This window comes from Stutzerimonas stutzeri KOS6, from assembly GCF_000307775.2.
Classification (GTDB): Bacteria; Pseudomonadota; Gammaproteobacteria; order Pseudomonadales; family Pseudomonadaceae; genus Stutzerimonas; species Stutzerimonas stutzeri_B.
This window is the reverse complement of the sequence record NZ_KK020676.1, coordinates 1,157,480-1,158,701: the sequence shown is the minus strand read 5'-3', so window position 1 is coordinate 1,158,701 and position 1,222 is coordinate 1,157,480. Positions and strand designations below refer to the sequence as shown.

1 protein-coding gene is annotated in these 1,222 nt (G+C 58.5%); it reads left to right on the top strand.

Features of this window, described 5'->3' with window-relative positions:
• The first annotated feature begins 62 nt into the window (after positions 1-62).
• Positions 63-1,216, top strand: a protein-coding gene (locus tag B597_RS33545) for an IS3 family transposase (protein ID WP_152028153.1) whose coding sequence is annotated in 2 segments (ribosomal slippage) — positions 63-309 and positions 309-1,216 — 1,155 coding nt in all. Because the reading frame shifts where the segments join, the coding sequence is not laid out codon by codon here.
• Positions 1,217-1,222 lie beyond the last annotated feature (6 nt).

Below are 1,222 nucleotides of genomic sequence, written 5' to 3'. Positions count from 1 at the left end.
GGGTTCTACCCCGTTAACACGGACACTTTCGAGTAAGCTCACACCGAGCTGAAGGAGTGTTCATGAAGCGCAAGAAATACAGTCCTGAATTCAAGCGGGAAGCCATCGAGTTGGTTCGTCGTTCAGGGGCGAGCTGTCGACAAGTGGCCTTGGAGATTGGTGTGGCTCCGAACCTGCTCACACGCTGGGTTCGAGAGGCCCAGCCAGGAACAGAAAAGGCCTTTCCCGGAACAGGTAGCCCGCGAGATGAGGAGCTGGCCCGCCTCAAGCGTGAGTTGGCCCGGGTGACCAAGGAACGTGATTTTTTAAGAGACGCGGCAGCGTACTTTGCCAAGGAGTCATCGAGCGGTACACGGTGATCCAGCGCTGCCGCAACGAGTACCCGGTACGGCTGATGTGCCGTTGCCTGAAGGTTTCTGCCAGTGGCTATTACGCCTGGCAGGATCGCGAGCCAAGCCCACGCGCTCAAGAGAATGCGCGCCTGGTGAGGCGTATTCGGGAGATCCACGAGGACAGCCGTGGTGTGATCGGAGCGCCACGGATGCACGAGGATCTGCTCGACGAGGGCGAAACCGTCAGCCTGAACCGCGTTGCTCGCCTGATGGCCGCTGAGCGAATTCAAGGCTGGCCACGTCGGAAGAGGCGTGGGTTTGGAAGAGCCGCCAGCGGCCGTCCAGCAGGCGTGAAAAACCTGCTGGAGCGCGATTTCACTGCGCAGGAACCGGAGCGCAAGTGGGTCACGGACATCACGGAAATAGTCACACTGGAAGGCAAGCTCTTCCTATGCGTGGTGCTCGACTTGTACAGCAAGCTGGTGATCGGTTGGTCGATGCATCACCGTCAGGATCGGCAGATGGTGATACGAGCGGTGGAGATGGCGATCTGGCAGCGTCAGGGTGACTGGTCAGTGATCCTGCATTCGGATCGCGGTAGCCAATTCACCAGTGCTGACTACCAGCGCTTTCTGAATCGCAACACGCTGGTCTGCAGCATGAGTGCAGTCGGGCATTGCGGCGACAACGCTGCCTGTGAAGGCTTCTTCGGTCAGCTCAAGCGGGAGCGCGTTGCCCATCAGTCGTATCGAACTCGTGATGAAGCACGGGCGGATTTATTCGACTACATCGAGCGGTTTCATAACCCACGAATGCGTCGTAGAGTCGCCCGGCAAGATCTGAAGTTTTCAGCCCTTTTCAAACCGTCCGTGGAAATGGGGTAGAACCCC